This window comes from Streptomyces bacillaris (assembly GCF_003268675.1).
GTDB lineage: Bacteria > Actinomycetota > Actinomycetes > Streptomycetales > Streptomycetaceae > Streptomyces > Streptomyces bacillaris.
On sequence record NZ_CP029378.1, the window covers coordinates 607,832 to 630,735 of the forward strand.

The following is a 22,904-nucleotide window of genomic DNA, read 5'->3' on the forward strand; positions in this document are numbered from 1 at the left end:
GCCTCGACGACTGCGTCGGCGCGAGGCACGCGCCACCGGGGTCAACGACGGAGTCGGACGGTGGCATCCCCGCCGGGTCCGGATGTGGTCCAGGTCTCGCCCGCGTACGTGCGGCGTCCGGGGCGCCCCCGGAGCTGTCGGGCGGGCGGGGCTCCGGTCAGGGCGTGCTGTCGTGCCGGATGCGGGAGATGATCGGGGCATGAGCGGCGAGGAACCCCTGGTGTGCCGTACGGCGCCGAACCGGCACCGCTCCGTGGGGGTGCCGGCGGGCGCGGCCGGGCCCCTGGGCCGTCATGCCCGCGCCGTGGGCCGCGCCCCGGCTCCGAGCCCGTACGGAGCCGCCGCCCCGCCACCGGCCGGGGCCGTGCCGTCTCCGGGCGGGTCCGTGCTGTCGTCGGGTGGACGCCGGAGGCGGGGCCGGTGAACCAGGAACGTCTCCTCCGGCACTACGCGGCGCTCATGGAGGCTGTGCCGCAGTCGGTCTGGGTGCTGTCGGCCGACGGGGTCGTCACTCTTCTGGCGGGCAGCGGGATCAGGGAGAGGCTCTGGCACCCCGATGGCGGGACCTCGTGGATGGAGGCCCTGCATCCCAAGGACCGGGACTGGTTCGGGCGGGCCTGGCGCCGGGCGGCCCAGGAGCGGACTCCGCTCGACACGGTCGTACGGGTGCGGCTCAGGAGCGCGCCCGACCGCTTCCGCCACATCAAGATCATCGCCGCGCCCGTCCCGGACGAGGGCGGTGCCGTGGAGTGGGTCGGCACGGCCAGCGACGCCGAGGACCACTGGCGCCTGCGGATGCGGGAGAAGCTGCTGGCCCGGATGGCGGCGGTACCGGCCGCGCACAATCTGTCCGAGGCCTTTCTGACGACCGCGGCCGCCGTCGTCCCCGAACTGGCGGACGCCGTCGCCATCTTCCACGTACGGGGCGAGCCCGGGCCGGGCACCGGGCTGCCCGGGGGCGCGGCGGTCCCGGCACCGACGGGGAGTGTGGGTCTGGCCCCCGGGCTGCCCTCGCTGCACCCCTGGACGGCGACATCCTGTGGGGGGAGGCCTCCCGGCGGGTCATCGAGAGCCAGGAGGCCCGGCTGCTGACCTTCCCGCCCGGGGAACCACCCGAGGACGGCCTCTCGGACGCGGCCGTCCGGTGGCTCCGCAAGGCCCGTGCGACCAGCGTCGCCCTGCTTCCCGTCGTGGTGGACGGCCGGGCCGTGGCGCTGGCGACCACGACGACCTGCCGGGGGAACCCGCCGCCGGACGAGGCCGATCTGCAGCTGCTGCGGGACGTCTTCCAGCAGATGAGCGGGCCGCTGCGCCGGACCATGGAGCTGCAGAGCATCCGGGACCGGGCGCTCGCCCTGCAGCAGTCCTTCCTCACCCCTCCGCAGACCGTCGACGGCCTGACGATCACGGCGCTCTACCACCCGGCGGACTCGGCCGCCGAGATCGGCGGGGACTGGTACGACGCCGTCCGCCTCTGCGCCGACGCCCTCGCCCTGTCCATCGGCGACATCGCGGGCCACGACCTGGACGCCGCCACCGCCATGGGCCGCGTCAACAGCCTCCTGCGCGGACTCGCCTACGACAGCGGCCCCACCGCGAACCCCGCGACCACCCTCAGCCGCCTCGACCGCATCGTCCAGGCACTCGACGGACCCTCGATGGTCACCGTGGTGCACGCCGTCATCCGCCGCCAGGCCCCCCGCCTCTGGCGCGTCACCCTCTCCAACGCCGGCCACCCCCCACCCCTGCTCATCCCGCATGACGCACCACCCCGCTACCTCCACGACCTCACGGCCCCCGACCCGCCCCTCTGCGTCACCGACGCCCTGACCCGTACCGACCTCCACACCGTCATCAGGGAGGGCGACACCCTGGTCTTCTACACCGACGGGCTGGTGGAGACCCCCGGGACGGACATCGGTGACAGTCTTGAGCGGTTGCGGGAACGGACCGAAGCGCTGGTACGGGCCGGGGTGCCCCTGCCGACCCTGATCCGCAAGCTCCTGCCGCCCGTCCACAACCGGCGGGACGACATCGCCGTCATCGCCCTGCAGGCCCGCTCGGAGCCGTAGCCGGCTGTACGGGGCCACACCCCGGCCCGGCCAAGGGGCCCGGTCCCGTACGGCCTCCTCGCTTGCGGACCCGACACCGCGTTCATACCGTCGAACAAGCCGTACCTGACCGAAAGAGGCCCCCGCATGAGCACCTCCCCCGACCGGCAGAGCGGACTCGCCACCTCCCGGGCGCACTCCGCCCGCGTCTACGACTACATCCTGGGCGGCAAGGACCACTACCCCGTGGATGCCGAGGCGGGCGACGCGATGTGCCGCCACTGGCCCGCCCTGCCCGTCCACATGATGGAGAACCGCCGCTTCATGCACCGCGCCGGGCGTTTCCTCGCCGAGGAGTGCGGCATCCGGCAGTTCCTCGACGTCGGTACGGGGCTGCCGACCTCGCCCAACCTGCACGAGGTCGTGCAGGAGGTGGCCCCGGAGTCCCACGTCGTCTACGTGGACAACGACCCCATCGTGCTCGCCCACGCGCGTGCCCTGCTCCAGAGTTCGCCCGAGGGCGCCACCGCGTACGTCGACGCCGACATGCACGACCCCGACGCGATCCTCGACAGCCAGGAGTTCCAGGAGCTGATCGATCTGGACCGGCCCGTCGGGCTGATGGTGATCGGCATCATGCACTTCATCCTGCCGCCCGACGATCACCGGCTGGTCAGGCGGCTGCTGGACCCGCTGCCGTCCGGCAGCTATCTGGCCATGACCATCGGCACGGCGGACTTCGCGCCCGAGGAGGTCAACCGGGTGGCGCAGGAGTACCGCGAGCAGGGCATGCCCTTCGTCCTGCGCGATCTGCCCGCCGCCACGTCGTTCTTCGACGGGCTGGAGATCCAGGAGCCGGGGGTCAGGCAGGTGCACACCTGGCGCCCCGGGCCGGAGCAGGACGGCGTCGACGGCCGGGACATCGCCATGTACGGCGCGGTGGCCAGGAAGCCCTGAGAGCACGGACATCACGACGGTCGGGCGCGCCGGTCCCGTCTCCGCGCCCCAAGACCGGTCCCGGCTCCGCGCCTGAGACCGGTCCCGACTCCCGCGCCTGAGACCGGGCCGGTCTCCGTGGCCGATCCACCCCGTTTCTCCCTCTTCCTCCCCGGCCGGATTGGTCTATACCTTTGACCTCGAAATACTCCGGCCGGGAATCATTTCCCCCTTTCGTCAATACCAGCAGGCGAGCCTGAATTCGCTCACCTCACGCCCTCTGCACCGCACGCACCGTCACGGACATCCGGAATACGGATACCCGTCACCGGCCTACCGCCAAGTATTCAGGAGCGGCTTTCCAAGTCCTCCACCTTCCTTTACGATCAGCCGGGCGACGGGCCGATTTCGGTCCCGCCCACGCGCTGACAGGATTTTCCACGTGACCGTGTACGGCAAATTACGCGCCCTCGCGGGCTCACCCTCCCCCGACGGCACCACGGCGGCCACCTCGCCCTGAGCCGCCCTCAGGGCGCCCGGTCGACGGAATGGCGCTCTCCGCTCCCGTAACGGCGTCGCACGCGTCATTCCGGACCCACCCCCGCCCGCCCTCCGCCCATCCTTTTGCCGCCGACACACGTGTGTATGCTCTGCCTCGCCCGGCCGCCCCGAAATGTTCCACCCATTCCACCGTGGGCCCCGCACGGCCTTTTTCACGCCGAGAGCAAATAGCGGAGCACGGGAAACAATTTTGCAGGAGGTCTGCCTAAATGCCCGAGCGCGAGAGTCTGGTGGCCCTGCTGCGCGAACGCGCCGCCGCACACGGCGACCGGCCCGCGGTCGGGTTCAGCGCCGATCCGGCCGACCCGGCGGCCTACGAGGAGACCACCTACGGGCAGTTGGACGAGACCGCCCGCCGTATCGCCGTCCTGCTCCGGAGCGCGGGCGTGGCGGAGGGCGACCGGGTCCTGCTGCTCCATCCGCCGGGGCTCGGCTTCCCCCGGGGGTTCACCGGCTGTCTCTACGCCGGGGCCGTCGCCGTGCCCGCGCCGATGCCCGACGGCTACCGGCGTCAGCAGGAGCGACTGGCGGGCATCGCCCGGGACGCCCGGGTGAGCGCCGTGCTCACCGACCGCGTGACGGCCGAGGCGGTCACCGGGTGGGCCCGGGAGTGCGGCCTCCCGGACCTTCCGGTGCTCGCGGTCGACCCCGACTCCCTTCCACCCGAAGGGGATTGGCGCGAGCCGCGGATCGGAGCCCGTACGGTCGCGTTCCTCCAGTACACCTCCGGGTCGACCAGCGAACCCAAGGGCGTCGTCGTCGACCACGGCAACGTCCTCGCCAACGCCGAGGCGTTCGTCGGCACGGTCGACGTCCGGCAGGAGACGCGCTGGGGCGGCTGGCTGCCCATGTACCACGACTTCGGGCTGATCGGGCTGCTGATCACCCCGCTCACCCTGGGCAGCACGACCGTGCTGATGTCGGCCGCCACCTTCCTCAAGCGCCCTTATCTCTGGCTGCGGTTGATGGACGCGTACGACCTCCAGGTCTCCCCCGCACCGAACTTCGCCTACGACCTGTGCGTCCAGCGCGTCACGGACGCCCAGTTGGAGGGCCTGGACCTGTCCCGGTGGACGCACGCCATGAACGGCTCCGAGCCGGTCCGGGCCCGTACGCTGACCGCCTTCGCCGAGCGCTTCGCCGCCGCCGGGTTCCGCGCCGACGCACTGACCCCCGGCTACGGCCTGGCCGAGGCCACCCTCTGCGTCTCCGGGGCGCCCTCCCACCGGCCGCCGGTGATCACCCCGGTCGACGCCGGGGCGCTGGCCGAGGACGTCTTCCGCCCCGCCGGCCCCGCGACACCTCCCGAGGCGGTGCGTCCGCTGGTCAGCAGCGGGCGTCTCTGCCCCGGTGTGGAGGTCGTCGCCGTGGACCCCGACGACGGCACGGTCCTGCCGGAGGGCGCCATCGGTGAACTCTGGTTGCGCGGGCCGAGCGTGGCCCGGGGCTACTGGGAGAAGGAGGAGCAGAGCGCGCTGACGTTCGGGGGCGTCACCCGGGACGGCCGGAGCGGCTGGCTGCGCACCGGGGACCGGGGGCTGTCGGCCGACGGCGAGCTGTACGTCACCGGGCGGATCAAGGAACTCCTGATCCTGGGCGGCCGCAACCTCTACCCGCACGATCTGGAGGCGGCCGTCCGCGCCACCCATCCGGCGCTGGAGCGCACCGCCACCGCCGTGTTCACCGTGCCGTCCGCCGGGGACCAGCTGGTGGTGGTCCAGGAGGCGCGCCCGGCGCAGCTCGGCGCCGCTTCGGCCGGGGAGCTGATCGACGGGGTGACCCGGGCGCTGGGCCGGGAGTTCGGCGTCGCCGTGCCCAATGTCGTCCTGGTCCGCCCGGGTGACGTCCAGCGGACCACCAGCGGCAAGATCCAGCGCACCCTGACCCGGGAGCTGCTGCTGGGCGGGGAGTTGCGGGTGGTCGAGCAGCGGGTGAGCCCCGCGCTGGAGCGGGCCCGGGCCGCGCACGCCGCGACGGGGGCGCGCCCGTGAGCGCGCTGACCGCCGCCGAGCTGGAGCGGGCGCTCGGGGACCCGTCGGACCCGAAGACGCTGTTCTCGTACGCCCGTTGTGCGGAACTCGACCGGGCGGAGGCGTTCCCCGAGGCGATCTGTGCGGAGCTGGACCGGCTCGGCCTCCCCCGGCAGTACGTGCCCGAGGCGTACGGCGGCGCGCTCACCGGTCTCCAGGAGCTGGCGGACCTGGTCCGGGTCGTCGCCCGGCGCGATCTCACGGTGGCGATCGGCCATGCCAAGAGCTATCTCGGCGCGGCCTGTGTCTGGACGGCCGGGACTCCGGAGCAGGCCCGGCCCCTGGCCGACCGGCTGGTCGCCGGGGCGCCGGTCTCCTGGGGGCTGACCGAGCGCGCCCACGGCAGCGATCTGCTGGCGACCGGGCTGGCCGCCGTGCCCGATGGTTCGGGCGGCTACCGGCTCACGGGTGAGAAGTGGCTGATCAACAACGCCACCCGGGGCGAGCTGATCTGTGTGCTCGCCCGGACCGATCCGGCGGGCGGGCCGCGCGCCCTCAGCCTCTTCCTCGTCGACAAGGACCGGCTGGAGTCAGGTGTCTACCGCTGTCTGCCCAAGCAGCGCACCCACGGCATCCGGGGCGCCGACATCAGCGGCATCGCCTTCGACGGGGCCCTGATACCGGCGGACGCCCTCGTCGGGGAGGCCGGGCACGGTGCCGAGACCGTTCTCCGGACGCTCCAGCTCACCCGTACGGTCTGCACCGCGCTCTCCCTGGGCGCCGCCGACCACGCGCTGCGGCAGGCGGCCGCCTTCACCTCGGGGCGCGAGCTGTACGGCGGCCGACTGACCCGTTTCCCGCATGTGCGGCGGACCCTGGGCCGCGCCCACGCCACGTTGCTGGCCTGCGAGGCGGTGAGCCTGGTCGCCAACCGTTCGGCCGGTGCCCTGCCCGGCGAACAGAGCGTCGCCGCGAGCGTGGTGAAGTCCTTCGTGCCGGAGCGGGTCGACGCGCTCATCGCCGACTGCGGCGAACTCCTGGGCGGCCGAGCATTTCTGACGGAGGTACACGAGTACGGCTCCTTCCAGAAGCTGGCCCGGGACCACCGGGTGGTGGGCATCTTCGACGGCAACCAGGCGGTCAACCGCAACGCCCTGATAAACCAGTTCCCGGTGCTGGCCCGCCGCTACCGGGAGGGCCGGGTGGACCCGGCCGGGCTCTCGGCGGCGGTCACCCCCGGCTCGCCCCTGCCGCCCGTCGCACCCGGCCGGCTGGAGCTGGTCTCGCGGGGCGGCTCCAGCCTCGTACAGAACCTGCCGTCCGCCGTCGCCGCTCTCCGTACGGCGGAGGGGACCGATCCCCGGCTGCTCGCCCTGGCCGAGCGGCTCCTCGCCCGCTGCGAGACGCTCCACGGGGAACTGGCCGCGCTGCGGCCCGCGCGGATCGCGTCCGCGCGCGCCTTCGATCTGGCGGAGGAGTACGAGGAGTGCTTCGCCGGAGCCGCAGTGCTCAACCTGTGGCTCGCGGGAGCCGGGCGGCCCGCCCACCGTCCCGAGCTGGGGCTATGGGCCCGGCCCGAGCTGTGGCAGGACGGGCTGTGGGCCAGGGCCGCGCTCGCCGCGGTGCTCGGCCGGAGGGGCCAGGAGCCGGGCGACGGCGCCGAGTCGGACGCGCTGTACGACGCCGTGGAGGCCGTCGGTGCCGCCCCCGCGGCCGGAAAGGAGACCCGGTGAGCGGTACGGGACCGGCCGCGCACCCCAGCGCGGCGGAGCTGGAGCGGGCGTTCGGTGACCCCTGGGACCCGGCCAACCCGGTCGGCCACGCCGCCACGGTCGCGGCGGACGAGCGGGACGAGGTGGTGGCCGGTGGTGAGCGGCTGCTCGACGCGTACGGTCTGGGCGCCGAGTTCGTCCCTGTCGGGCTGGGCGGACGGCTGGACCGGCTGGACCGGCTCGCCGAGGTGGTACGGACGGTCTTCCGCCGCGATCCGGCGCTGGGGCTCGGATACGGGGCCGCCTCCTTCATCGCGGCGGTCAACGTCTGGTCCTCCGGCAGCGACGAGCAGCGGCGCCGGCTGGCGGATCTGCTGCTCGGCGGCGGCCGGGTGGCGACGCTGTACCACGAGCTGGAGCACGGGAACGACCTCGCGGGTGCCGCGTTCGCCGCCCGCCCCCAGGCGGATGGCACCCTGCGGTTGCACGGCCACAAGGAGGTGGTGAGCAACGCCGAGCGCGCCGGGGCGATGGTGGTCTTCGCCCGGACCTCGGACGCTCCCGGTTCCCGCAGCCACACGCAACTGCTGCTGGAGAAGAGTGGGTTGCCCGCCGACCGCTACCGGTACCGGCCGCGCTTCGCCAGCGTCGGTATGCGCGGGGTGCGGCTCGGCGGCATCGAGTTCGACGACTGCCCGGTCGGCCCGGAGACCGTGGTGGGCCGCCTCGGGCAGGGGGTCGAGAACGCGTTCCGCTCCTTCCAGATCACCCGGACCGCCCTGCCCGCGATGGCCACCCCGATCCTCGACACCGGGCTGCGGACCACCCTGCGCTTCGTCCGCTCCCGCCGGCTGTACGGCGGACACGCGGGCGATCTGCCGCTGGTCCGCCGGACCGTGGCCGAGGCCTTCACCGATCTGCTGGTCTGCGACGCCGTGGCCACCACCGGGACCCGTGCCGTGCACCTGCTGCCCGGCGCCACCGCCCTGTACTCCCCCGCCGTCAAGTACCTGGTGTCCAAGCGGCTGATGGACGCCATGGACCGCCTCTCGGTGGTGCTGGGAGCGCACTTCTATCTCCGCGAGGGCGAATTCGCCATCTTCCAGAAGCAGTTGCGGGACCTCCAGGTGGTCGGCTTCGGCCATGCCGCCCGGGTCGTCTGCCTGTCCACGGTCCTGCCGCAGCTGCCGGGCGCGGCCCGCCGGGCGGCCCGGGCCGGTGGAACGCCCGCGCTGCTGTCCCGGATCGGGGCGCCCCTGCCGCCGCTGGACTTCGGGCGGCTCGCCCTCGCGGCCACCGGCCCGGACGAGCTGGCCGCCGTGCCGGCGCGCATGGCCGAGGAGCTGGCCGGGAGCACGGACCACCGGGCCCTGGCGGGGCTTGCGGCGGTGTTCGCCGCGGAGGCGGAGCGCGTACGGGTGGAGGCTTCGGCGCTGGCGCCGCGGGACCTCGCGGTCGGCGGCCCGGCCGATGCCCTGGAGATCGCCGCCCGCTGGACGACGGTGGTGGCCGCCGCCTGCTGCCTCACCACCTGGCGGGACAACCGCGACGGCGGCGACCCCTTCCTGGCCGACCCGCTCTGGGCCGAGGCCGCCCTGACCCGGCTGCTCGGCGGGACCGGCCGGGGCGACGGGCGGCTGCCGCCCGAGCGGGCCGAACCGCTGTACCGCGCCCTGCTCGACCGCGACGACGCGGGGCTCGGCTTCGACCTGGCGCGCCGCGAGCTGCCCGGCTGACCTCCGCCCGTCTGCCGCGACCTGCCCCGCCGACACCCGCCCGCCGCCCGGCCCGCCCCGCACCACGACCCTGGAGAATGCCTTGCCCGCCACCGACCACCCCACCGAACTGCGGGAGTGGATAGCCCACCGGGTCGCCGACTATCTGGAGTGCGCTCCGGAGGCGATCGACCCCGGGGTCCCGCTCAGCGACTACGGACTGGACTCCGTCTACGCCTTCGTCCTCTGCGGGGACCTGGAGGACCACCTCGGCTTCCCCGTCGACCCCACCGTCGTCTGGGACCACCGCAGCGTCGAGGAGCTGTCGGCCCATCTCGCCGGGGTCGCCGCCGGGCACCGCGCGGACCCGCCGGGGACGGCTCCGTGACCGCGCTGCGGGCGGTCACGGCCCATCTGCCGTCCCGGAGCGTGCCGGTCGCCTCACTTCAGGGGGAGCTGAACCTGAGTGACGGTCAGTTGCGCGTGATGCACCGGGTGTTCGGGCTCTCCCAGGTGCTGCGCGAGCCGACGGGGACGGTGGCGGAGCTGATGCTCGCCACCGCCCGGGGGCTGGACGCGCTGCGGGGGCGGGAGCAGCTGGTGCGCTATGTCGTGCAGGCCCGGACCATGCCGGCGGTCGCGCCCTACCCGGTCAACCCGCTGCACGAGGTACGGGACGCGCTGGGCCTGGGCCACGCCCAGGTGTTCAGCGTCTTTCAGCACGCCTGCGCCTCCGGGCTGCTCGCCGTGGACCTGTGCGGCAAGCTGCTGGCCGCCGACGGCGACCCGGACGCGCTGGCGCTGGTGCTCACCGGCGAGAAGACGTTCACCCCGGCCGCCCGGACCGTGCCCGGCACAGCCGTCAACGGTGAGGCGTCGGCGGCGGTCCTGGTCGGCGTCGGCGGGGAGCGCGACCGGGTTCTCGGCTACGCGACCCGCACCCACGGCCGGTTCAACGCGGCGCTCTCGCTCACCCCCGAGGTGGCCGCCCAGTTCCAGCAGGCCTACCCCGCCGCCCTGGCCGAGGTGCTGCTCGCCGCCGCCGAGCGGGCCGGGACCACCCTCGACGAGCTGGCACTGATCCTGCCGCACAACGTCAACCGGGTCTCCTGGGTGCGGCTCTGCCGCGACCTCGGCATCCCCTTGGAGAAGGTGCTGCTGGAGAACGTGCCAGTCACCGGCCACTGTTTCTGCGCGGACCCCTTCCTCAACTACCGCACCGCCGCCGACCGGGGACTGCTCCAGCCCGGCGACCGCTATCTGATGGCGGCGGTCGGCCTCGGCGCGACCTTCTCCGCCATGGTGCTCCAACACTGACCAGCCGATCCGACAGAAAGGAGCGGTCACCGTGATGCTGGACTTCATGGGCCGGCTGAGAACGGCCCTCACCGGCTCGCCCGACACCCCGCTCGTCCTCCTCGGCAACTTCGAGGTCGAGGAGGAGTGGGCCCGCGACGAACCCGGTCTGCCCCGGGTCGCGTTCACGGCGGGCAGCGCGGTCGTCCACCGCATGGACGCCTTCACGCTGCTGCTCGCGGGCAAGAACGACCACGTCGTCCTCAAGGCGGCCCCGGACCCGGACCACCTGGGCCACCTGGAGGAACTGGGCCTGGACCTGCCCCGGGTGCACACCGTCTCCGGCGGCGACCCCGGGCGGACCGTCACCCGCGACGCCCTCGCCGACCCGGCCCTCCAGGAGGCGCTGCGCGCCCTCGGGCCCGACGCCCGGATCGTCCCGCACGGCACCTCCGTACGGGAGGAGGAGCTGTCCGGTCTCACCGGCCTGCCCCTGGGCACCCCGCCCGCCGCCCTCTGCAAGGCGGTCAACAGCAAGGTCTACAGCCGGGCCGTGGCCGAGGCCACCGGGCTGCGCCAGACCCCCGGCTGGAGCTGCGAGAACCTCACCGAGCTGGACGCCGCCTTCGAGGAGGCCCGGTTCCTCCTGCGGGTCGGCCGCCGCGTCGTCGTGAAGGACGCCTTCGGGGTCTCCGGCAAGGGCATCAGCGTCCTCGACGACGAGCGACGGCTCGACACGCTCCGGCGGATGATCGACCGGCGGGCCGCGCGCTCCGGCGACGACCGGGTGGTGCTGGTGGTGGAGGAGTGGGTCGACAAGACCGCCGATCTCAACTACCAGTTCACTCTGGGCCGGGACGGCTCCGTCCACTTCGACTTCGTCAAGGAGGCGATCACCGAGGGCGGAGTGCACAAGGGCCACCGCTTCCCGGCCCCGCTGACCACCCTCCAGCTCGACGCGGTACGCCACGCCGTCGAGGTCATCGGCCAACGGCTCGCCGCCGACGGGTACTTCGGTGTCGTCGGTGTCGACGCGATGACCGACCCGCAGGGCGGCCTCTACCCGGTCGTGGAGATCAACGCCCGGCACAACATGTCGACGTACCAGGTCCGGCTGCAGGAGCAGTTCCTCGGCCCCGGGAGCCACGCGCTGGCGCGCCACTACCCCGTACGGCTGCGGACGCCGCTCGGGTTCGGCCGACTTCGCTCCCTCCTAGGGGAGTTGCTGTTCACCGGCTCCGGCAGCGGGCTGCTCGTCAGCAACTTCGCGACCGTCAACGCGGCCGCCACCGAGGACGGCACGCCCTACGAGGGCCGGCTCCACGGTCTGCTGATCGGGGACTCCCCCCGGTCCCTGGAGAGAACCGACGAGGCGATCACGGCCCGGCTGGCCGCGCTCGGACAGGAGGACGGGGCATGACGGGGGAATTCCGTATCCAGGGGCTGGGCATCTACCGGCTCACCGAAGAGTTCGGCACTCCGCTCTATCTGTACGACGGGGACGTGCTGCGCACACAGTTCGAGGGGCTGCGCACCCCGCTGCACCCGGCGCTGGAGATGTTCTTCTCGCTCAAGGCCAACCCGAACGTCTCGGTCTGCGCCCTGCTCCGCTCGCTGGGCGCCCGCGCCGAGGTCTCCTCGATGGCCGAGCTGGTTACCGCGCTGCGGGCCGGGGTCCCGGCGCACGACATCATCTTCCTCGGGCCAGGGAAGAGCCGGGAGGAGATCGCCGCCTGTCTCACCGAAGGCATCCTGGCCACCGTCGTGGAGTCCTTCGAGGAACTGGCACTGGTCGACGAACTCGCCGCCGAGCACGGCGTGCAGGCCCCGGTCGCCCTGCGGGTCAACCCGGGTTTCGCGGTCAAGGGCTCCGGTCTCACCATGGGCGGCAAGCCCCGCCAGTTCGGCATCGACGAGGAGCAGGTCCTCGCCACCGAGGGGCTGGCCGAGCGGCACCCGCACGTCCGGCTCATGGGCGTCCACGCCTATCTGGGCACCCGCATCCTCGACGAAGACGTCATCGTCGAGAACTCCGCGCGCATCCTGGACCTCGCGGAGCGGGTCTCCGAACAGCTGGGCTTCGCCCTCGAACTCGTCGACGTGGGCGGGGGCCTGGGCGTCGGCTACTTCGAGAAGGAGCGGGACCTGGACCCGAAGGTCCTGGCCGACGGCCTCAACCCGCTGATCGAAACCTTCACCCGAGCCCACCCCACCACGCGGCTGCTGCTGGAGCTGGGCCGCTACCTGACGGCCCCGGCGGGCACCTATGTGGTCCGGGTCCGCTATGTGAAGACCTCCCTGGGCGAGAACTTCGCCGTCGCGGACGGAGGCACCAACCACCACATGGCCGCCGTCGGCATCGGCTCCTTCGTCAAACGCAACTTCCCGATGCGGCTCCTCAACCGCCTCGACGAGCCCGCCGACCAACCCTGGGTGGTCACCGGCCCCCTCTGCACCCCCAACGACACCCTCGGCAAGAACGTTTCGCTGCCGCCCGTCCGGGCCGGGGACCTCATCGGGGTCGACCGCTCCGGCGCCTACGGCCCCACCGCCTCTCCCGTCTTCTTCCTCAGCCACGGCTACCCGGCGGAAGTGCTCGTGGACGGCGGCCGGGCCCATCTGGTCCGGGACCGCGACACCACCGACGACCTGCTGGGCCGCCAGCACCGCTACGACCCTCCGGCCGCCGGGGCCGGGGCATCCACCGAAGGAAAGTGACCACCATGTCCGACCTCACCCGCACCACCGTCGTCACCCGGATCAACGAGTCGCTCGGCCATGTCCTCCAGCGCGAGCTGGAACCCGCCGACGAGTCGCCCCGCCTCTTCGACGACCTCGGCCTGGACTCCACCAGCGTGCTGGAGCTGCTGATGCGGCTGGAGGACGAACTCGGCATCGAGTTCGACACCGACTCGCTGGAGCAGCACCACTTCGACAGCGTCGGCACCCTCGCCGACTATGTGATCGAGCAGGCCTGACCCATGTATCTGAGCGCCGCGGCCACCCCGGCCGCACCCCCCGGGCCGGGCCCGGTCCGGCTGCCCCTGCGGGTGCGGGGGATCACGGCCCGGCGCTTCGGGCCCGGCCGGCGGTTCGTCCGGGGGCCGGTGCCCTGGCTGGAGCAGTACTTCGCCGACCTCGCCGGAATCTACGACGTGGGGCTGCGCCCCGGCTTCCTGGAGACCACCACACGGAACAGCTACGCGGAGATGGCGGCCGAAACAGCGCTCGCGCTCGGCCCGTTCGACGGTCCGGTCGACCTGCTGACCACCGCGCACGCCGTCGAGGACTCCGACATGGAACGCTCCCCCACCGGCCACGTCTGCGAGCTGCTCCCGGGCGACCCGCTGCCGCTCGGGGTGAGCGACCAGGGGTCGGCGGCGCCCTTCACAGCGCTGCGGCTGACCAGCGCGTACGTACGTCCCGGCGGGCTCGGCCGGGCGGTCCTGATCGCCCTGGACCAGTCCAGCCGGCCGTACGCGGCCCCCGTACCGCCGGATCGGGAGGTGACCGCCGACTGCGCGGTGGGGCTGTGGCTGACCGCCGACGAGGACGCCGACACCCGGCTGGCCCAGTGGACCGGCGTACGGCCGGAGGCGGTGGCCGGGCTGCTGTCCGCTGCCCTCGCCCCGGAACCCGCGCCCGGGGTGCTGCTCGCCGGTGCGGGTGTGGACCCGGGCCGGGACCTGCCCGGCCACGCCGAGAGCGCCGGGAGGCTGGTCACCACCGGCCGGGGACTGCCCTGCACCGGGGTGTGGGAGAACCTCGCTCGGCTGCAACCCTCCCCAGGTGACGGGTCGTTGCGCGTGACCGTCGTCGAGTACGAGCGGGCGCTCGGCCATCTCTGCCTCTGCTCGCTGACCCTGTATCCGCGGGAAGAGGAGGGCCGATGACCACCACCCACGACGGAGTCCGGCGCACCGCGCGCGACGCGGGCCTGGTGGCGGCGCTCTCCGCACTCCAGGCCGAACAGGCTTCCGGCGCGCTCCCGTTGGGACCGGCCGGTCACGCGCTGCTGCCGGAGTCCGTCGCCGCGGCCGCCCACGGCGTACGGCGCGGCGCGCGCACCGCCCCGCGCGAGCGGACCGCCGAGACCACCCTCCGTACCGTACGGCTGTACGGCGACACCCTTGTCGCGCTGCGCCATCCGCTGCCGCCCGGCCCCGAGGACCCCGACGACCCGTGGGCGCTGGGCCTGGCCCGGCTGCGGCTCGGGCTCTCCGAAGCACTGCTCGACAGCTGCCTGGAGCATCTGTCCGCCCGGACCTTCGGCGGCAGTCCGCTGCTGGTACGGCAGTTGGTGCAGGACAGCCTTGCCGAGGCCCTCACCGACCACTTGGAACTGGGTGAACTGCTGGGCCCGGGGGCCGGGTTGACGGGCGGGGAGCTGATCGCGCTGCACCGCGCCGTGACCCGTACCGACCGGGTCCTGCTGCGGCTGCTGGGCGGCCACGGCTTCCGTACCGACGGCCCCGGCCAGAGCGCCCATGTCTCCGAACTGCTCGCGGACGCCTACGCCGCGGCCCCCGCCGCCCCCGAGGGAGCCCCGTGACCCTGCTCGACGAACGGCTCAGGACCCTCCAGCACACCGCGCGCGAGTGGGCGGAGCAGCTCCGGCCCCTGGCGCTCGCCCTGGAGGAGGACCCGGACCGCGTCCGCGACCACCTGGACCTGCCGCTGTTCTCCTACCTGTCCCGCACCCCCGTCCCGCGCGCCTACCAGCCCGACCCGATCACGGTGGACGGCCAGGCGTACTACGGCACGGGCGGGCTGGAGCGGGTGGTGTTCTGCGAGGAGATCGCCGCCGTGGACGCGGGGATGCTGCTGGCCGCGCCCGGCCCCTCGCTCTCCGGAGTCCTGGTGTCCCTGCTCGGCGACGAGGAGCAGCAGTCCTGGTTCTACGGGCGGCTGATGGAACGTACGTCCTGGACCTTCCTCGCCCTCACCGAACCCGAGCGGGGCTCGGACGCGGCCTCGCTCACCACGTCCCTCACCTCCCGGGAGAAGGACGGCCCGCTGCTGCTCAACGGGGCCAAGCGCTTCATCGGCAACGCGGCGCGCAGCGACGTCGGGGTGGTCTTCGCCCGCACCCGGCCCGGCCCCCTCGGTGTGGTGGCGGCGCTCGTGGAGACCGGCGGGCCCGGCTTCGAGGCGGTGCCGTTCGAGACGGTCGGGCTGCGCGGCAACCAGATCTGCGAGGTCCGGCTGACCGATGTGGAGGTGCCCGCAGAACGGGTCCTCGGGCGCCATCTCTCCCCCACCCGGCGCGGGTTGATGGGCGCCGTCCAGGGGTTCAACCGGCTGCGCCCGGGGGTGGCCGCCCTGGCCCTGGGCATCGCCCGGGGTGCGTACGAGTACGTCGTGGCCCACCGTCGTACGCTGCGGGCGGACGAGGCGGCGGGGCTGGAGCGGATGGCGTTGCGGATCGAGGGGGTGCGGCGGCTGGTGTACCGGGCGGGGGCCGCGGTGGACCGGGACGATCCGGGGCTGGGCGCGCTGGCCTCGGCGGCGAAGGCGCGGGCCGCCCAGCTGGCCGAGGAGGTCACCCTGGAGGCCCTGGAGTACTTCGGTCCCGGGGCGCGGCTGGAGCATCCGCTGCTCGACAAGTTCGCCCGGGACGCGCGCGGGGTCGAGTTCATGGAGGGGACCCGGAACATCCAGCGGCTGAACGTGTTCCAGGGACTGTCCCAGGGGAAGATCGACCGTGGCTGAGACCCGGGACGCCGTCGGGAGCCCGGCCCGGTCGGTGCTCCGGATCGCCGTGCCGATGCTGCCGGCCGATCTCGTCGCCGTACTCGTTCCGCTGGCGGTGCTGGCGCTCATGGGGCGGATCGACGGGGACGCACACTATGTGCGGGCGCTGTTCATGCCGGTGCAGTTCCTCTTCCTCGCCCTCATCGCGGGGATCGGCGCGTCCAACCAGGTGGCCGCCGCCGTCGCGCACGGGGCCGGGGACCTGCGCGCGGCCGGGGCGGCGCTGCGGGCCGACGCCCGGATCGCGGCGGGTGCGGGAGCCGCGTTCAGCGTGCTGCTGATCGTGCCGGCTCCGCTGCTGGGCGACCTGATGGGGGTCTCCGAGGCGGCACGGGCGGAGTTCACGGGCTTTCTGCGCGCCATCGCCCCGGCCTCGGCCCTGCTGCTGGGCCCGGCGCTGGCCGCCGCCACGCTGCGGGGGTGCGGTCTCGCCCGGCAGGCTGCGGCGGTGACCCTGCTGGCCGCGCTGACGGAGATCGGCGGGGTCGCCCTGCTCGCCCTGGGCGCCGGGCTCGGCATCGCCGGGGTGGCCCCGGCCGTGGCCCTGTCGGGGCTGGCGGGCACGGCGCTGGGCTGGGTGCTGCTGCGCCGGTCCGGGCTGCTGGGACCGGCGTCCTCGGTACCGCCCGTACGTCCCCGTCCGGTGCCGGTGCGGGCCGCCGTCCGGCGGCTGACCGCCGTCGGCGTCCCGGTCGGCGCCTCCTACCTGGTGATCTGCGCCGCCAATCTGGTGCTGATGCGGATCCTGGGCCCGTTCGGCCCGTCGGTGCAGTCGGGCTACGCGGGCGCGGCGACCCTCCAGACCCTGCTGATCATCCCGGGGCTGGTACTCGGCTCGGCCACCGCCATCGTGCTGAACAGCCACCGGGGCGCGGGCCGGAGCGGGCTGCTGAGCCCCACGCTCCATGCCGGTCTGCGGATCACGGCCGGGGCGTACGCGGTGCTCGCGGTGGTCTCGTACGCCGGGCGGGACCTACTCGCCGGGGTGCTGTCCGGGGACGCGCAGATCGCCGCGGAGACCGCCCGGTACCTCCAGACGGTGGGGCTCAGCTATCTGCTGATGGGCCTGGTGCTGGCGGCGCTGACGGTGCTGGAGCAGGTCGGCGGCGGGCCCGTGGCGCTGGCGATGAACGCCGTGTACTTCGTGGGCGCGGTGGCCGTCGGCGGGCGGCTGGCCGCCGCTTCGGGCCCCGACGCGCTGTACCGCACCATCGCCGCCTTCAACGGGCTGGGGGTGGTGGCCGTGGGGGTGACCGTGTGGTTCGTCCGCCGACTGGCCGCCCGTGAGACAACCAGCCTCTCCGCCCCGGACGCCCGACCTTCGACGACCCGTACCGGCAAGGGGACATGAGATGAACCATCCGACACCGCACGCCCTGGCCACCTCGACACCGGAGGCCACACGGCACCTGATCGCCTTCCGGGGCGACCGCGCCGCCACCGGGCCCGCCACCTGGGGTCAGCAGCACATCTGGCGGGACATCGTGGCGATGCTGCCCGACACGGCCTTCTTCAACATCGCCCAGGTGACCTTCGTCCCGGCGGGCGTCGATCTCCCGGGCGTATTCGCGCAGTTGGCGGAATTGATGAGCCGTCACGAGTCGCTGCGTACGCTGGCCGTACCGAGGCCGGACGGATCGCTGGCACAACGGGTGCTCGGCGAGGGTACGTTCGAGGTCGACGTCCTCGAACTGACGGGCGCCGAGCACGGGGCGGAGCTGCGCGAGCACTTCGCCGGGGCGGCGCGGCGACTGGAGGCCCGGGGCTTCGACAACACCGCCGAGGTGCCCTTCCGGGCGCTGGTCGGCGTACTGGACGGGGCGCCGCAGGCCGTCATCCTGTGCCTCTCACACTTGGCTGCGGACCTGGCCGGAGTACGCCTGCTGGCCGGGGAGCTGGACGCGCTCCTGGCGGCCCGCGCCGGGGGTGGTGAGCCGCCGCCGCGCCGGTCCGCGCGGGAGCCCCTGGAGCAGGCGGAGTTCGAGAACTCGCCGGACGGGCTCCGCATGGAGGAGAAGGCGCTCCGCCACTGGAGCACCCAGCTGGACCGCGCCCCGGCGGACAACTTCCCCCGGCCGCCCGGCGATCCGGCCGAGCCACGGTTCTGGCGGGGCGAACTGGTGTCGCGGGCGGTGCCGGAGGCGCTGCGGGTCGCCGCCGACCGCCACCGCTCCACCGTCCCGAACGTGCTGCTGGCCGCCACGGCGACCCTGCTGGCGCGGAGCGAGGACCTGGAGGCCTGCGGACTGAAGCTGGTGACCGCGAACCGCTTCCGCCCCGAACTCCACCATGCGGTAGGCAACGTGGCGCAGGAGGTGTTCGTCGCGGTCGATGTGTCCGGGGACTCCTTCGCGGACGTCCTGCGCAGCGCGTGGACCGCCACCCTCGGCGCCCACCGCAACGGGCAGTTCCGCCCCGAACGGGCCCGCGCACTGGCCGAGGAGGCCGGGGTCGCGGTGGACTGCCTGGTCAACGACCTCTGGTCGACGACCTGGGAGGCGCCCGACCGACCCGCCCTCTCCCCCGGCCAACTCACCCAGGTGGCACAGGAGTCGGTGTTCCGCTGGGCGGACCGGCTGGACCAGGACGAAGTGGCCTTCTTCCTGGAGACGTTCGCGGTCTTCGAGGACCCCGGACTCATCCGGATCACCCTGCTCGGTGACACGTCCCGGATGGAGCCCGCCCGGATCGAGGGGTTCCTGCGCGGCCTGGAGCGGGTCCTCCTCGCCCTCGCCGAAGGGGACCTGCCCCCGGCCGACTTCCCGTCGGTGGCGGGACTCAACACCCCCGGCCCGGTCCCCCGGTGAGCGGAGCGGAGGACGTGGTGGAGGTCCGGCGCTTCCGGCTCGACCTCCCCCCGCCCGAGGTGGAGTCGCTGGCCGGGCTCCTCGACGTACGTGAGCGGGCTCGGCTGGAGACGCTGCGCTCGGCGGAGCACCGGCGCCGCTTCACCGTCGCGCACGCCCGCACCAGGCAGGTGTTCGGGGAACGGCTCGACCTCCCTCCCGTACGCGTACCGTTCCACTTCGGCCCGCACGGCAAGCCCGGCCTGGACGGCGACGCGGAGACCCGGCGCCTCCGCTTCAGCCTCACCCACTCCGGCGAGCTGGCGGTGGTGGCGCTGAGCCTGGGCCGGGAGGTCGGCGTGGACGTCGAGCACCTCGACCCGTCCCGGGACCCGGTCCGGTTCGCGGCCCGCTGGTTCCCGCCGGACGAGAGCGCGTGGGTGGCCGGGCTGGCGGCCCCCGACCGGCTCCGCGGCTGCCTGCGCCTGTGGACCCGGAAGGAGGCGTGCGTCAAAGCCACCGGCGGCCGTCTCGTCCAGGGCCTGGCACTCCCGGTGGGCACGGCCCCTCACCCCCGGACGGTCGACGGCCCGCCCGGCTTCCCGGGCCCCTGGACGGTCCTGGACCTCCCGGCCGGCCCGGCCCATGCGGGGGCGGTCGCACTGGAGGGCGCGCGCCCCTTCCGGCTGCTGGAGCGCTCCACCGGCTGACGCCCCCCGCCCCTGCGGGCGAGGCAGGTCCAACTATGCATCCCATGTATAAACTGCATGTATAGTCGGGCCATGTCCACCACGCAACCCCTCGTGCACCCCGTCCGACCGCTGACCAGGGCGGCGGGCCTACCAGCCGCGTACCTCGGCGCGGGGATCGCGCTCGGCGTCCTGACCAATCTGCTCCAGGGCTGGCTCCCCTGGCCGTGGAGCCAGTTGGCGAACTCCGGCGGCGTCTGGTCCGTGTTCGCCTTCGTCGCGGGCGCGCTCATAGCCGACCGCACCGACAGCCTCCGCAGGGCCGCGGTGGCCGGAGTGCTGACCGAGATCGGGCTCGTCGTCGGCTACTACGGCTACGCCGAGTTCGGGCGGGACGGCATGGGGTCGCTCGTCTTCCCGCTGCTCTGGATCGCGATGGCATGCGTCGCGGGCCCGCTGTTCGGCATCGCGGGCGCCTGGTGGAAGCGCAGTGCGCAGCCCTGGCGGCGGTACGTGGCGCTCGGCGCGTTCGGGGGCCTCTTCGGGAGCGAGGCTCTCCACTCCTGGCTCACTCTCGGGTACGGGCCCCAGGCCGTGGCCTGCGCTGCCGTCGCCTGCGGCCTCCCGCTGCTGCTGGGCCGCACGGGGAAGGAGCGCGCCTGGAGCCTGGCGGCGATGGTCGTCGCCTCCTTCGCCGCGTACCTGGCCGTCTACGGCCTGCTCGACCAGGTCTCCGCCTGACGGAGGCCGGAGACCGAGGCCGGCGCGGGACGCCCTCGGGACCGCCGTCCGGGCGCCTGAGCCTCAGGCTCCCGCTAGATGCGCGAGTTGCGCAGCGACTGCCAGGCGGCGCCGGCCAGCGCGCGCGTCGACCGGACGACCGACAGATGCTCGTGCTGGCGGTACAGGGCCCAGTTGTACTGGACGAGCGAGAGCTTGTTGGAGGAGAGCGATCCCGCCTGGTGGGCCCGGTACACCGCGAGCGGCTCGGCCAGCCCCCGGGCGTCGGCCCCGTTCCGCATGATCGAGAGCCAGAGGGCGTAATCCTGCCGCTTGCGCATCTCGGGCATCAGCCTCGTGCCCAGGACCCTGCGGTCGTACATGGCGGTGAGGGCACCGATGTGGTCCCGGACCAGCATGGCCCGGTAGTCCACGTGCTCCCGGGCGTGGATCACGCGGTCGGTCGGAACCCAGTCGACGCTCTCACCGGCGTGGTCGGCGTCCATCTTGAAGTACGAGGTGAACGTCAGGGGCGCATCGCCTTCCGCGGCGAAGGCGAGCTGCTTCTCGGTCTTCTCCGGCAGCCACATGTCGTCGGAGTCCAGGAAGGCGATGTAGTCCCCGCGGGCACGCTGGATCGCGAGGTTGCGGGCCCGTCCCGCGCCGCCCTGTTCGGGCGCCGTCTCCGGCAGGACCCGCTCGTCCTGCTCGGCGAACTCGCGAAGCAGGTCCATGGAGCTGTCGGTGGACCGGTCGTCGGTGACCAGCAGCTCCAGGTCGGCGTGGGTCTGGGTGAGCACCGACCGGACGGCAGCGCCGAGGGTCGCCGCCGAGTTGTATACGGGCATCACGACCGACACCAGGGGCACAGCGCATCTCCTTGCCAGATCAGGTTCGACCTGTTCATTCAAGCATCGCCACGGAGGGGCAGCCGACACGAGGGGGGGCCGTCGCCGGTCGGAGCCACCGTGGGGCTTCCGCCGGCCGCCTGGCCGTCGGCCGCCTCGCCGTCGCGCGGCCGAGGCAGGGCACCGCGTCCTCCGTCACACCGTGGACGTGCACCCGATCCACCGCCCGGTAATTGAACAAGAAAATAGCCATCCGCCACAATCCGCCATGCTCAACCAGGCCCTCGCCACCGCATGCCGGTCGGCCAATCCCGCAGGGCCCTCTCCCAGACGGTCGCCAGATCCCCGAGCGCGTCCTGCGCCAGCTCTCTGCCGGTACGCGGGCATCCGGTGCAGGCGGTCGCGAACCGTATGTACGCGGCCAGACGGAGTGTGCAGAACGCGGTGAACGTGACGGGCATCCGCAGCTCCAGCACCTCGTCACCGACCGGCGTGAGGGGCAGCCGGTCCAGCGAACGGACCTCTTCACCGCGCGGTATCGGGGCGCCGTACGCGGTCCGGGCGCGCCGGGCGCGGACCGCCGCCGGCGTTTCACTCCACACGCGCGCCCTCGCCGTCCTCGCGGGGAGGGAGTAATGCGGGAGCGCTCAACGCGGCGTGGCGGGCCTGTTCCCACAATGGCCGAAACCGTTCAGCAGGGGCTCCGAAGTGCTCGATGAGCTCCCGTGCCTGTTCCCAGTCCTCCAGGATGCCGGGGAGGTCCCGCTCCTCATGGACCAGACGCGCGTCGGTCTCGTCCCGGGCCTCCGGGCCGGGCTCCGAAGCCAGCCTCAGCCCCCGGAGCACGGCCCGGAACCGGTCCATCGCGCCATCGTGAGATGCCGGGTACGGGGGCCGGTGACCCCGGGCCCACTCCCAGAGCCTGCGGACGTCGTCGGGCGAGCCGCGCATCACGGTGACGACCATGAAGGTGGTCGGCCAGGTCGGCACCACCTCACCGTCGAGAATCGCCCTGAGGCGACCGGGCCGGATGCAGGTGAGGTGGGTGACCTCGCGGACGGTCAGCCCGCTGAACCAGAAGAGGTTCCGCAGCGCCTGCCCCAGCAGCCGCCGGCCGTCCCGCTTCTCGGTCCGCCCTCCGGCACCACGCGGCCGGAGGGCGCCGGAGCCGGGGCCGGGGCCGGGGTGACGGTCGGCTTCCGGGGCACGGTCACGCCAGTACTGCGCTCGACGCCGACAGGCGACCTGGCAGTACACCCGCGGCCGGCCCGTCCCCTCACGCTGGCGGAAGCGACGCCCGCACCCCTGGAACGCGCACTTCCTGAAGACCGCCCTCCCTTGCTCCTTCTCGCTCCCCTTGTTCTTCCCACTCCCCTGCTCGTCCGCCATCCTCCCCACCGCGCTCCTTAGCCGGAATGGTGATGCCGGGACTCACCAGAAACTACTGACAACTGCCGACAGGGTTCGGGGCAGTACGTTCCTCGAAGCCTCGAAGCCCTTGTGCGTCTCCCTGGCGAACAACGTAGGCAGCCACCCGGAGTCGGCACCAGTTCGAGAAAGTCCATGAAAGCGGAAACGCCGTGCAAGTGCACCAGAAGCCGGGCCAGCGCCTCGAGCCGCTTCGGCATCGCGACCCGTCCGACCGCCTACGGAGTCATCAGGGTGGCCCCGGCACCGGGCCGCGGCTTCGTGCCTGGGAGCCGCTGCCCGTCGGCGAGGTCCGGCGGGCGTTGGCCCGGGGCTGGGGTCACCGGTCCCGGAACAGGAGGTGGCACACCTTTCCTGGCGGCTGAGGTCGTGGCATCAGCGGTTGAGCACTATCGCCACGGCAGATCGGCGGCATCCACCGAACGCGCGGACTCTGCT

At 73.3% G+C, this 22,904-nt stretch carries 19 protein-coding genes and 1 pseudogene; 17 read left to right on the plus strand and 3 right to left on the minus strand.

Annotated elements, in window-relative coordinates:
* Window positions 1-420 precede the first annotated feature (420 nt).
* From DJ476_RS02460 to DJ476_RS35325, 17 genes and pseudogenes are all read left to right on the plus strand, one after another.
* Window positions 421-2,072: pseudogene (locus DJ476_RS02460) on the plus strand (SpoIIE family protein phosphatase).
* Between the two features lie 126 nt (window positions 2,073-2,198).
* On the plus strand, window positions 2,199-3,008 hold the full coding sequence (locus tag DJ476_RS02465) for an SAM-dependent methyltransferase (protein ID WP_103417275.1): 810 nt from the start codon (window positions 2,199-2,201) through the stop codon (window positions 3,006-3,008).
* A 749-nt stretch (window positions 3,009-3,757) separates the two neighbouring features.
* Window positions 3,758-5,539: a fatty acyl-AMP ligase gene (locus DJ476_RS02470; protein WP_112489700.1), complete on the plus strand. Its 1,782-nt coding sequence runs from the start codon at window positions 3,758-3,760 to the stop codon at window positions 5,537-5,539.
* A complete protein-coding gene (locus tag DJ476_RS02475) occupies window positions 5,536-7,251 on the plus strand; it encodes an acyl-CoA dehydrogenase family protein (protein ID WP_112489701.1) in 1,716 nt (571 codons plus the stop codon). The genes DJ476_RS02470 and DJ476_RS02475 overlap by 4 nt, the downstream gene beginning before the upstream one ends.
* Entirely contained in the window at window positions 7,248-8,966 is a 1,719-nt protein-coding gene (locus DJ476_RS02480; protein ID WP_112489702.1) for an acyl-CoA dehydrogenase, read from the plus strand. The genes DJ476_RS02475 and DJ476_RS02480 overlap by 4 nt, the downstream gene beginning before the upstream one ends.
* 82 nt (window positions 8,967-9,048) lie before the next feature.
* Complete coding sequence (locus tag DJ476_RS02485; protein ID WP_103417271.1) at window positions 9,049-9,333, plus strand: acyl carrier protein; 285 nt, start codon at window positions 9,049-9,051, stop codon at window positions 9,331-9,333.
* Entirely contained in the window at window positions 9,330-10,262 is a 933-nt protein-coding gene (locus DJ476_RS02490) for a 3-oxoacyl-[acyl-carrier-protein] synthase III C-terminal domain-containing protein (RefSeq protein ID WP_112489703.1), read from the plus strand. The genes DJ476_RS02485 and DJ476_RS02490 overlap by 4 nt, the downstream gene beginning before the upstream one ends.
* Before the next feature lie 34 nt (window positions 10,263-10,296).
* The gene (locus tag DJ476_RS02495; RefSeq protein WP_112489704.1) at window positions 10,297-11,661 is read left to right on the plus strand and encodes a preATP grasp domain-containing protein; all 1,365 of its coding nucleotides are present in this window, start codon (window positions 10,297-10,299) and stop codon (window positions 11,659-11,661) included.
* On the plus strand, window positions 11,658-12,959 hold the full coding sequence (lysA, locus tag DJ476_RS02500; protein ID WP_112489705.1) for a diaminopimelate decarboxylase: 1,302 nt from the start codon (window positions 11,658-11,660) through the stop codon (window positions 12,957-12,959). The genes DJ476_RS02495 and lysA overlap by 4 nt, the downstream gene beginning before the upstream one ends.
* Window positions 12,956-13,219, plus strand: a complete 264-nt coding sequence (locus DJ476_RS02505) for an acyl carrier protein (RefSeq protein WP_079167374.1) — start codon at window positions 12,956-12,958, stop codon at window positions 13,217-13,219. Before lysA ends, DJ476_RS02505 begins: the two co-directional genes overlap by 4 nt.
* Window positions 13,220-13,222: 3 nt before the next feature.
* Entirely contained in the window at window positions 13,223-14,134 is a 912-nt protein-coding gene (locus DJ476_RS02510; protein ID WP_318294312.1) for a hypothetical protein, read from the plus strand.
* Entirely contained in the window at window positions 14,131-14,793 is a 663-nt protein-coding gene (locus DJ476_RS02515; protein ID WP_112489706.1) for a hypothetical protein, read from the plus strand. The genes DJ476_RS02510 and DJ476_RS02515 overlap by 4 nt, the downstream gene beginning before the upstream one ends.
* The gene (locus tag DJ476_RS02520) at window positions 14,790-15,953 is read left to right on the plus strand and encodes an acyl-CoA dehydrogenase family protein (protein ID WP_112489707.1); all 1,164 of its coding nucleotides are present in this window, start codon (window positions 14,790-14,792) and stop codon (window positions 15,951-15,953) included. The genes DJ476_RS02515 and DJ476_RS02520 overlap by 4 nt, the downstream gene beginning before the upstream one ends.
* Window positions 15,946-17,346 carry an MATE family efflux transporter gene (locus DJ476_RS02525; protein WP_112489708.1) on the plus strand — a complete coding sequence of 467 codons (1,401 nt, stop codon included), beginning with the start codon at window positions 15,946-15,948 and terminating at the stop codon, window positions 17,344-17,346. The genes DJ476_RS02520 and DJ476_RS02525 overlap by 8 nt, the downstream gene beginning before the upstream one ends.
* 1 nt (window position 17,347) lies before the next feature.
* Window positions 17,348-18,802, plus strand: a complete 1,455-nt coding sequence (locus DJ476_RS02530; RefSeq protein WP_112489709.1) for a condensation domain-containing protein — start codon at window positions 17,348-17,350, stop codon at window positions 18,800-18,802.
* Window positions 18,799-19,491 (plus strand): 4'-phosphopantetheinyl transferase family protein, encoded by a 693-nt coding sequence (locus DJ476_RS02535; RefSeq protein ID WP_112489710.1) that lies wholly within the window; start codon window positions 18,799-18,801, stop codon window positions 19,489-19,491. Before DJ476_RS02530 ends, DJ476_RS02535 begins: the two co-directional genes overlap by 4 nt.
* Window positions 19,492-19,563: 72 nt before the next feature.
* Window positions 19,564-20,211 (plus strand): DUF6518 family protein, encoded by a 648-nt coding sequence (locus DJ476_RS35325; RefSeq protein ID WP_241565489.1) that lies wholly within the window; start codon window positions 19,564-19,566, stop codon window positions 20,209-20,211.
* A 74-nt stretch (window positions 20,212-20,285) separates the two neighbouring features.
* Here the strand turns inward: DJ476_RS35325 and DJ476_RS02545 are convergent, their stop codons facing one another.
* The 3 genes from DJ476_RS02545 to DJ476_RS02555 form a co-directional block, all read right to left on the minus strand.
* Window positions 20,286-21,059 (minus strand): glycosyltransferase family 2 protein, encoded by a 774-nt coding sequence (locus tag DJ476_RS02545; RefSeq protein ID WP_070201975.1) that lies wholly within the window; start codon window positions 21,057-21,059, stop codon window positions 20,286-20,288.
* Between the two features lie 251 nt (window positions 21,060-21,310).
* Complete coding sequence (locus DJ476_RS02550) at window positions 21,311-21,640, minus strand: hypothetical protein (RefSeq protein ID WP_241565488.1); 330 nt, start codon at window positions 21,638-21,640, stop codon at window positions 21,311-21,313.
* A complete protein-coding gene (locus tag DJ476_RS02555; protein ID WP_112489711.1) occupies window positions 21,630-22,427 on the minus strand; it encodes a hypothetical protein in 798 nt (265 codons plus the stop codon). Before DJ476_RS02555 ends, DJ476_RS02550 begins: the two co-directional genes overlap by 11 nt.
* Window positions 22,428-22,904: the final 477 nt, after the last annotated feature.